The following is a 9,629-nucleotide window of genomic DNA, read 5'->3' on the forward strand; positions in this document are numbered from 1 at the left end:
GCGGCCGATCGGCGATCAGCAGCAGGGGCCGACGATCGGACTGCGCCCGGTTCCAGGCATGGAACAGCTCTTCCTCCGGCCGGCGATCGGCGTCGTCGATCAGGCGCCCGCCGCTATCGGCCACAAACATCCGGCCAAGCAGGCTGCGGCCGGACTTGCGCGGTCCGGTCAGCACGGTCGTCATCACCGGCCACAGGGCACGGTGTTTCAGATGGCGGACCGCCGCCTGGTTGCTGGCGGACTGGATGAAATCGCCGATCGCATCCTCCGCCGGCCAGAGCAGCGGCAGCGCGATCTGGCTCATGGCCGCGGCGCGGGCTCGGCGGGCGACGGCGGCGGCGTGGTCGGGGCCGCCCCCGGCGTGCGCAGCCGGAAGCTGTTGTCGCCGGTTTCTTCCGCGCGCAACCCGCGCGCCGCCAGCGCCATCGAAAGCCCGGCGGCATCGCCCTGGAACAGCAGGCGGATCACCGACACCCCGCCGATCGCGGTGCTGGACGTGCTCAGCGATCGCACGCCCGGCACCGTCCGGATTGTCTGTTCCGCCCGGACCAGCGATGCCGCATCGGGCGTGTCGACCTGCACGCTGAAGCTGGTTCCGGCATCGGCGTCGGCGCCGATCACCGCATCGTCCGCCGCAGCATCCAGCAGATCGGGGTCGACCGGTTCCTCCACCAGCATCGCATCGGGCGACAGCCCACCGGCTCGCAGCGCGTCGGCATAGGCGATATCGATCCGCCGTACACCCTCGTCCAGCAGCCGGGGAATCGCGGCCGACGTCGCGGCACGCAGGGTGAAGCGATCCACCACGGTCCCGTCCGGTCCGTGCCGCGCGGTAAAGGTTGCCAGCACCGGCCCGCCGGGAAAGCTGCGCTTGATCGACACCTCCGGCACCAGCACGTCCGACGCGCCATATTGGTCCAGCAGCATCCGCCACCAGGCACGTCCCGGCCGCCGCGTCTGCGCGACGTTCAGCAGCAGCGGGTCCGCCCCGGTGCCGACCGGGCGGACATAATCGATCGGGGTGCCACCGGTGCGGAACCGCGCCCATGCCTGCTGCCACTGCGTGCGCAGTTCGAAACTCTGCGGCGCCCCGCCGGACCACATGACCGGGATCGTCAGCATTGGCGCGGATCGCCGCACCTGGCCGCCCACGCCCAGCAACGCACCGGCCCGCGCGCGATCGAACAGGACGCCCAGCCGCGCGATGTACCGCCGGGCGCTGATCTCCTCCTCCTCGACCACGATCCCCGCCACGATCGAATCGAGCGTGGAGTCGGGAAGTCGCGGGGCTTCCGCGACGGGTACGCCGTGCAGCCGGGCATACAACATCCGCCAGCCCTTGCGCTGCGCCTCGCGCCAGCCCGCAGTGCGCGCCGCATCGGCATCGCGGGCGGAGATATCGACCGCCACCCCGCCAATCTCGTAGCTGGACGTGCTGTCGATCGGCGCGACACCCCGGTCGCCCGGCTCGATCTGGCTGATGGCGATCCCACCGGCGACCAGCGCGAACAGGCCGGCGGACGCGATCAGGACGCGAAACGGGGGGCGCAGACGGAACACGACCGCGCTTGTGGCGACTTGGTCGTGGAAATCCAAGCGCGTTATGTCTAATCGCCCGGACATGGCCAATGACGACACATCTTACACCTATGCCCAGGCGGGCGTTTCGATCGCGGCGGGCAATGCGCTGGTCCGCGCGATTGCGCCTTTGGCGAAATCGACACGACGGCCGGGCGCCAATGCCGAATTGGGCGGATTCGGGGGGTTCTTCGATCTGAAGGCCGCCGGCTATTCGGATCCGCTGCTGGTCGCTGCCAATGACGGGGTCGGCACCAAGCTCAAACTCGCCATCGACAGCGGGCGACATGACACGGTCGGGATCGATCTCGTCGCGATGTGCGTCAACGATTTGATCGTACAGGGTGCCGAACCGCTGTTCTTCCTGGATTATTTCGCGTGCAACAGCCTGGATCTGGGCGTGGCCGAAACCGTCGTGGCGGGCATTGCCGATGGTTGCCGCCAGGCAGGCTGCGCGCTGATCGGCGGCGAAACCGCGGAAATGCCCGGCATGTATGCACCGGGCGATTATGATCTCGCCGGCTTCTGCGTCGGCGCGGTCGAACGCACCGACGTGCTCGACGGCAACCGGGTCTGCGACGGCGATGTCGTGCTCGGCCTCGCCTCGTCCGGCATCCATAGCAACGGCTTCTCGCTGGTCCGGCGGCTCGCGGCGGACAAGGGGTGGAAACTCGATCGCCCGGCGCTGTTCGATCAGGACGTCATCCTGATCGATGCCCTGATGGCGCCGACCCGCATCTATGTCCGCGCGCTCCTGCCGATCGTGCGGTCCGGTCGCCTCCATGCGCTGGCCCACATCACCGGCGGCGGTCTGCTGGAAAATATCCCGCGCGTCCTGCCCGACGGGCTTCATGCCACCATCGATGCCGACGCGTGGGAGCAGTCGCGGCTGATGGCCTATCTGCAGGCGCAGGGAAACATCGAACCGGCGGAAATGGCGCGCACGTTCAACTGCGGCATCGGCATGGCGGTGGTCGTGGCCGCTGCGGAGGTGGATGGCGTCACGGCCGATCTCACGGCGGCGGGTGAAACCGTTCACCGCATCGGCACCGTCGCCGCCGGCCCGACCGGCTGCACCGTCCGCGGTTCGGCGGAATGCTGGAGCGCCCGCAAAGACTGGTCGGCGTCCTTCCATGCCTGAATCGCGCCACCCTTCTCCTGCGGCCCGTCCGGTTCGATCCTGTCGAGAGCCTCTCTTGCCCGCCCGAAACGTCACACCATGACCGCGTCCAGGACACCGATCGCGATTCTCATTTCGGGTCGCGGATCGAACATGGCGACGCTCGTCGCAGCGTCGCAAGCCGCTGACTGCCCCTATCGCGTTGTCCTCGTCGCCGCGAACGATCCCGACGCGGGCGGGATCGCGCTGGCGCAGGCCGCCGGCATCCCGACCTTCGCGCACAGTCACAAGGGCCTGAAACGCGCGGATTTCGATGCGTTGCTCGATACCGCGATCCGTGCCGCCGGCGCCGAACGGATCGCACTGGCGGGCTATATGCGGCTGCTGTCGCCGGGCTTCATCGCGGGGTGGCAGGGCCGCATCGTCAACATCCACCCCTCGCTGCTCCCGCTCTACAAGGGGCTCGACACGCACGCCCGCGCGATCGCCGCCGGCGATGCGGAGGCCGGCTGCTCCGTCCATGTCGTCACGCCGGAACTGGATGATGGCCCGGTGCTGGCGCAGGCGCGCGTGCCGATCCTGCAGGGCGACGATGCCGATACACTGGCCGCACGCGTACTGGTCGCCGAACACCGCCTGTATCCGCAAGCGCTGGCCGAATGGGTACGCGCATGACCGAAACGCCAAAGGAAAAAGCCGAATCGGCGCGTATCCGCCGCCGCTGGGTCACGTTGGGCGAAGTGTTGGCGGTTGCCGCCGTCGCCATCTCCGGACTGTCGCTGTGGAACAGCTACACGGAGCGGCAGGACGAGCGGATCGAGAAATCGGGCGAGGCCGCGCGCGCCACCATCGCCAACCGGACCTTGCTGCTGAAGGCGATCGCCGACCGGTCTGCCAGGCGCCTGGATCTGGCGCCGCTGCGCCCTGAACAGAGCATCCAGTCGCAGACGATCCGCTTCCCGGCGGCGCTGGGGCTCAGCCCGATCGACACGACCGGCGATGCGCGGATTGAGTCCGGCTGGTTCGACACCGCACTGGTCAAGGCGCGCCGTGCGGCGGGGATGAAGCCGGAAACCCGCGGCGACGAACGGCTGCCGGTGCTGCTCACCACCCGCTATCTGGCGGACGGGGTGCTCGTCACCGATCATGCGATCTACGATATCGGCTACGCCACCGACACCGCCTTCCTCAGCGGGACGTCGGTGCGTCTGCGCGGGCTGTCGCTGGTCGCGCGCGTCAGGGACGACGGCACGAAACGGCTCGATTCGCTCTGGGCCGGAAAAGCCGGAAAGGCGGGCTGAGCGACGCCGTGGCGACCCGGCAGGCACGGTGCCAGCCGGGTCGAGGACGGGGACAGCCGCCGCAACGGCGCCGCCCCCCACGCGCGATCAGCCGACGATTTCTTCCGGCTTGAAGAAATAGGCGATTTCCGTCGCGGCGTTCTCGGCACTGTCCGAACCATGGACCGAATTGGCTTCGATCGATTCGGCGTGCACCTTGCGGATCGTGCCCTCGGCCGCGTTTTCCGGATTGGTCGCGCCCATGACTTCGCGGTTCTTCAGGACGGCATTCTCGCCTTCCAGGACCTGGACGACCACCGGGCCGGAGATCATGAAGCTCACCAGATCGGCGAAGAACGGCCGCTCGGCATGCACGGCATAGAAGCCTTCCGCCTGTTCGCGGGTCATGTGGATGCGCTTGGACGCGACGACGCGCAGGCCGGCGTCCTCCAGCATCGCGGTGACCGCACCGGTCAGGTTGCGACGCGTGGCGTCGGGCTTGATGATCGAAAAGGTACGCTCGGTCGCCATGGCCGGACGGGCTCCTGTGAATAGCGGTGAAGGATGGAGCCGCCCCTCTAGTCGGCCGGCGCGCGCCGGGCAAGCCGGCTCAGGCGACTCGGGTCCAGCGCCCGTCCGGGTCCTGCCGCCAGAAACGGCGCTCGACATCCGCGACGCCGTTCAGCGACCGCCAGGCCTCGCGCGCCGCATCGACCGATCCGTCATCGAAGAAATGGAAGGCCCGGTCATATCCAAGCGCCTCGGCGCGCCACTGGCCGTCGACCAGCGCCAGGTTGCGCGCGCCGTTCTGCGGATCGATGATGGTCGACAGCAGGACGGGCTGATGCGCCTCGCCGCCCTGCCCCGCGCGGCCGTGCGGCAGGAACGCGTCGCTTTCATACGCCCACAGCGCGCGATCCAGCGCCTCCAGCATGCCGGCATCCCCCGCCACCACCAGCAGGCGCCCGCCCGCGGCGACTACCCGCTCCGCGATCCGCGGTAACACCTGTTCGATCGGGGCGTGTCCCAGATGATAGAAGTCGACCTGCATGTCCGCCGCCTAGCGAGATCCGCGCACGCTGTAACCTCCCTCCCCTGGTCCCATCGGGCCGCAGGGAGGGAGGGACGGCCTCAACCCTCGAAAGCGTCGCGGACGAACTGGTCGATCAGGCGGACGCCATATCCGGTCGCACCCTTGTCATGCAGCGTGCCGGGCTTGGCGGCCCACACCATGCCGGCAATGTCGAGATGCGCCCAGCGGACCCCCTCATCCACGAAGCGCTTGATGAATTGCGCCGCGGTGATCGATCCGCCCGGCCGCGGCCCGACATTCTTCATGTCGGCGATCGGGCTGTCGATCAGCTTGTCATAGGCGTCACCCAGCGGGAACCGCCACAGGCTGTCGCCGCTGGTCGTGCCCGCCGCCAGCAACTGTTCGGCCAGCGTGTCGTCATTCGCGAACAGCCCGCCATGCTCATGCCCCAGCGCGACGATCATCGCGCCGGTCAACGTCGCCAGATCGACGATCGTCTTGGGACTATACTGCTTCTGGACCCAGGTGATCGCATCGCACAGCACCAGCCGCCCTTCGGCATCGGTGTTGATGACCTCGATCGTCTGGCCGGACATCGACGTCACCACGTCGCCGGGGCGCGTCGCCGTGCCGGACGGCATGTTCTCGACCAGTCCGCAGATACCGACGACGTTGGCCTTGGCCTTGCGTCCCGCCAGCGCGGCCATCGCACCGGCCACGGCGCCCGCACCACCCATGTCCCACTTCATGTCCTCCATTCCGGCGGCGGGCTTGATCGAAATGCCGCCGGTGTCGAACGTCACGCCCTTGCCGACCAGCGCCAGCGGCGGCGTACCCGCCTCCCCGGTCCCGTTCCAATGCAGCACCAGCAGCTGCGCCTCGCGCGCGCTGCCCTGGCTGACACTCAGCAGCGAACCCATGCCGGCCGCCGCCATCTCGGCCTCGCCCAGCACCGTAATCTCGATGCCCAGATCGGCCAGGCCGCGACACCGCGCGACGAAGCTTTCCGGATAGATGATGTTCGCCGGCTCGGTGACCAGCTCACGCGTCAACGACAGCCCGTCGGCCAGCGCGGCAAGCGGGGCATAGGCGTCGGCCGCCCCGGCCCCGCCGCCGATGATGATGATCTCCGCCAGCGTCGGCTTGGCCGTCGCGGACAGCTTCGTGCGATACTTGTCGTAGCGCCAGCTGCGCATGACCGCGCCAAACGCCAGATGCGCCGCCGCGGACGCCTTGTCTTCCAGCGTGCTGTCGGTCAGGTCGATCACCAGCCGCGTCTCGCCGGACGTCAGCAGGCGCGCGGCCAGCGCCGAACCTGCCTTTTCGTGGTTCGCGGGCGACGGCGCCGCCTTGCCGATCCCTACGAACAGCACATGGCGCGCGCCGCCATCGATCGGCACGAACAGGTCCATGACCGATCCGGCCTCCCCTTCGAACCGCTGCGCTGCGGCCGATCCCGTGGCCAGCGCCGCGGCGGCCGGGTCGGTCGACGGGAAACCGGTACCGGTCACCGGATAGGCGACCGTCGTCACGTCGGCGGGACCAGTGTCTGCGAAACGAACCTGCATTTCGATAGTCTTTCTTTTGAACGGATGTCTCTCTCTAGGCGCATCGCCGGGCGGTGGCAAAATGCGTGCGGTCACCCCCGAATCATGGCGACCATCGCTGCCGCATCGGCGATTGCGGCCCGCGGAAGACGATGCGATAGGCATTGCCGTGCCATAGTGGCCGTGACGGGGTTCCTGCTTGCGCGTGATGATGACCAGCCGGACCCTGATTCCGGTCGCCCTGCTGCTGGCACAGCCGGCGATTGCCGCCCCGGCGCAGGATGTAACGGGTCCGGTATCGGCGCCCGGTTCGTCCGCCGATGATCAGACGGTGCCCGATCTGCGGCCCCGCCCGGTCGCGCCGCCCGCCAATGTCGGCGTCACCGAACCGCTGGGCGACAAGGAAGTCGGGTTCAGTTCCGACACGCTGGATTATGACAACAATACCGAAATCGTCACCGCGACCGGCGACGTGCGGATGGTGCGGTCCGGCAACCGGTTGCGCGCCGATCGCATCGTTTGGAACCGCAAGACCGGCGCGGTTCGGGCGGAGGGCAATGTCGCGGTCGTCAATCCCGGCGGCGACACCGCTTATGGTGACAGCGTCGACCTGACCGACACGCTGAAGGACGGCGCGATCGAAAATCTGCTGCTGGTGCTGGAGGATGGCGGACGGCTTGCGGCGGTCCGCGGCACCCGCGTCAACGGCGTCAGCACCCTGGAACGCGCCGCCTATACACCCTGCGCCGTGACCGATGCCGGCGGCTGCCCCCGCACGCCGGTCTGGACGATCAGCGCGGTGCGGGTGGTGCATGATCCCGCCCGGCACCGGATCAGCTACCGGGATGCGCGCTTCACGCTGCTGGGCGTCACGGTGCTCTGGCTGCCCGCCTTTTCGCACCCCGACGGCCAGCAGGGCGGCGGCCCCGGCCTGCTCGTTCCCGATTTCCAGGTCGCCCGCCTGAACGGTGCCGAGTTTTCGGTGCCCTATTATATCAAGATGGCGCCGGGTCGCGATCTGACGATCACGCCGCACGTCTATACCAAGGTGCTGCCCGCGATCGGTGGCCAGTACCGGGAACTGACGTCGAACGGCGCCTACCAGGTCGGCGGCATGGTCACCTACGGATCGCGCTCGCCCGCCTTGCTGGTACCGGCGGATGTCGACAGCGACCGCGGTGTCCGCGGCTATCTCGATGCCAATGGCAAGTTCCAGCTGGATCCCTATTGGTCGGTGACCGGGTCGCTCCGCCTCACCACCGATCGCACCTTCCTGCGCCGCTATGACATTTCCAACGACGATCGCCTGCGCTCGGTCCTCGATGTCGAACGGATCGATGGCGACAGCTATCTGTCGATTGCGGGTTATGCGGTACAGACGCTGCGCGCGACCGCGGTGCAGGGGCAACAGCCGATCGCCATCCCCGCCATCGATTATCGGCGCCGCCTGACCGACCCCTGGCTCGGCGGACGGGTCGAGCTTCAACTGAACAGCCTGTCGCTGATCCGCACCGCGGGCCAGGATACGCAGCGCGCCTTTGCCGGCGCCCGCTGGGACTTGCGCCGATATACGCCGCTGGGTCAGGATGTGACCTTCACCGCCTATGCACGCGGCGACCTCTACCATAGCGACAATGGCCTCGCGACCCCGACGATCAGCTACCGGGGCACCGACGGTTGGACCGGGCGCGGCATCGTCGCGGGGGCGGTCGACATGCGCTGGCCATTCACCGGATCCTTCCTGGGCGGAACGCAGGTCATCACGCCACGGCTGCAACTGGTGGCCACGCCCCCGCTCCGCAATCTCGCAATCCCCAACGAGGACAGCCGCGCGATCGACCTGGAAACGCTCAACCTGTTCGCGATCAACCGGTTCAGCGGCTATGACCGGTTCGAGGATGGATCGCGGGCCGTCTATGGTGCGGAATGGGCGCTGGATCTGCCGCGGCTGTCGGTCCGCGCGCTGGTCGGGCAAAGCTACCGCCTGTCGACCAAGCCGTCGCTGTTCCCGCAAGGTACGGGATTGACCGACCGCTTTTCCGATATCGTGGCGCAGACCACGATCCGCTACGGCCGCTTCGCCGCGCTGACGCAGCGCATCCGGCTCGACAAGGACAATATGCAGGTCCGCCGGAACGAGATCGACGCCACTTTAGGCGGTCGCCGGACCTATGCCACGGTCGGTTATTTCCGGCTGAACCGCAACGTCGACACGCTGCTGGAGGATCTGCGCGACCGTGAGGAGATCCGGCTGGGCGGCCGGCTGCAGGTGACCCGCACCGTCTCGGTATTCGGATCGACCGTCGTCGATCTGACCGGGAAGCAGGAAGATCCCGGGTCGCTGTCGGACGGATATCAGCCGGTCCGGCAACGACTCGGCATCCTGTACGAGGACGAATGCCTCGAACTGGGCGCATCCTATCGCCGGGATTTCGACATCATCGGATCCACCCGCCGCGGCAGCACCGTGGCCGTGACACTGGCGCTCAAGAACCTCGGTCGCTAAGCTGGGGTTCAGACGGGGGTCGGTACGGGGGCTATTCCCGTGTCGCGCGTGGAATTACAGGAATTGGAGCGGGTATTGGGTGCATATTTGAAGCATCGGATCGGGCGTGCCGCCCTGTTGGCGGCCGGGCTCGGTCTGGGCGTTTCCGCCGTGGCGCAGACCGTGGACGACAGCGTCGGACCATCGGCGCAATCGATGAACCTGCCCAACGACCTGACCGTGTTCGGAAAGGTCGATCCCAACGTCCGCAAGGCGACGGCCATCGTCAACGGCACGATCATCACGCAGACCGACATCGAACAGCGGCTGGCGCTGGTGCTGGCCGCCAATGGCGGCAAGGTGGAAGGCGAGGAGCGCGAGCGGCTGAAGCTGCAGGTGCTGCGCAACCTGATCGACGAGACGCTGCAGATCCAGGAAGCCAAGGCCAACAAGATCGACGTCACCAAGGCCGAAGTGGACGAGAGCTACGCGAGGATTTCACGCAACTTCAAGCGCTCGCCGGAGCAGATGTCCGCCTATCTGACGCAGATGAGTTCTTCCGACTCGTCGCTCAAGCGGCAGATCG

9 protein-coding genes and 1 pseudogene are annotated in these 9,629 nt (G+C 67.8%); 5 read left to right on the forward strand and 5 right to left on the reverse strand.

What is annotated here, in order from left to right:
* Together VF649_RS10375 and VF649_RS10380 are read right to left on the reverse strand one after the other, a co-directional pair.
* Positions 1 to 304: pseudogene (locus tag VF649_RS10375) on the reverse strand (chromosomal replication initiator DnaA); the annotation flags it as partial.
* The gene (locus tag VF649_RS10380) at positions 301 to 1,560 is read right to left on the reverse strand and encodes a heavy-metal-associated domain-containing protein (protein ID WP_331011882.1); all 1,260 of its coding nucleotides are present in this window, start codon (positions 1,558 to 1,560) and stop codon (positions 301 to 303) included. The pseudogene VF649_RS10375 and the gene VF649_RS10380, both read right to left, overlap by 4 nt.
* Positions 1,561 to 1,621: 61 nt before the next feature.
* On the opposite strand from VF649_RS10380, the gene purM reads away from it, so the two are divergent.
* The 3 genes from purM to VF649_RS10395 all read left to right on the forward strand — a co-directional run bounded on the left by purM (position 1,622) and on the right by VF649_RS10395 (position 3,999).
* The gene (gene purM / locus VF649_RS10385; RefSeq protein WP_331011883.1) at positions 1,622 to 2,719 is read left to right on the forward strand and encodes a phosphoribosylformylglycinamidine cyclo-ligase; all 1,098 of its coding nucleotides are present in this window, start codon (positions 1,622 to 1,624) and stop codon (positions 2,717 to 2,719) included.
* Positions 2,720 to 2,797: 78 nt separating this feature from the next.
* Entirely contained in the window at positions 2,798 to 3,373 is a 576-nt protein-coding gene (gene purN, locus VF649_RS10390) for a phosphoribosylglycinamide formyltransferase (protein ID WP_331011884.1), read from the forward strand.
* Positions 3,370 to 3,999, forward strand: coding sequence for a hypothetical protein (locus VF649_RS10395; RefSeq protein WP_331011885.1), 630 nt, complete (start codon positions 3,370 to 3,372; stop codon positions 3,997 to 3,999). Before purN ends, VF649_RS10395 begins: the two co-directional genes overlap by 4 nt.
* Positions 4,000 to 4,086: 87 nt before the next feature.
* Here VF649_RS10395 and ndk read toward each other — a convergent pair whose 3' ends face one another.
* The 3 genes from ndk to VF649_RS10410 all read right to left on the reverse strand — a co-directional run bounded on the left by ndk (position 4,087) and on the right by VF649_RS10410 (position 6,579).
* Positions 4,087 to 4,509 carry a nucleoside-diphosphate kinase gene (gene ndk, locus VF649_RS10400; protein WP_331011886.1) on the reverse strand — a complete coding sequence of 141 codons (423 nt, stop codon included), beginning with the start codon at positions 4,507 to 4,509 and terminating at the stop codon, positions 4,087 to 4,089.
* Between the two features lie 79 nt (positions 4,510 to 4,588).
* Entirely contained in the window at positions 4,589 to 5,029 is a 441-nt protein-coding gene (locus tag VF649_RS10405) for a DNA polymerase III subunit chi (protein WP_331011887.1), read from the reverse strand.
* Positions 5,030 to 5,109: 80 nt separating this feature from the next.
* Positions 5,110 to 6,579 carry a leucyl aminopeptidase gene (locus VF649_RS10410; protein WP_331011888.1) on the reverse strand — a complete coding sequence of 490 codons (1,470 nt, stop codon included), beginning with the start codon at positions 6,577 to 6,579 and terminating at the stop codon, positions 5,110 to 5,112.
* Positions 6,580 to 6,769: 190 nt separating this feature from the next.
* Between VF649_RS10410 and VF649_RS10415 the strand changes: the two genes are divergently transcribed.
* A complete protein-coding gene (locus VF649_RS10415) occupies positions 6,770 to 9,064 on the forward strand; it encodes an LPS-assembly protein LptD (protein ID WP_331011889.1) in 2,295 nt (764 codons plus the stop codon).
* An 87-nt stretch (positions 9,065 to 9,151) separates the two neighbouring features.
* On the forward strand, positions 9,152 to 9,629 hold a 478-nt coding region (locus VF649_RS10420; RefSeq protein WP_331011890.1), incomplete at its 3' end, for a SurA N-terminal domain-containing protein.

The organism is Sphingomonas sp. (genome assembly GCF_036387535.1).
In the GTDB taxonomy this organism is placed as follows: domain Bacteria; phylum Pseudomonadota; class Alphaproteobacteria; order Sphingomonadales; family Sphingomonadaceae; genus Sphingomonas_R.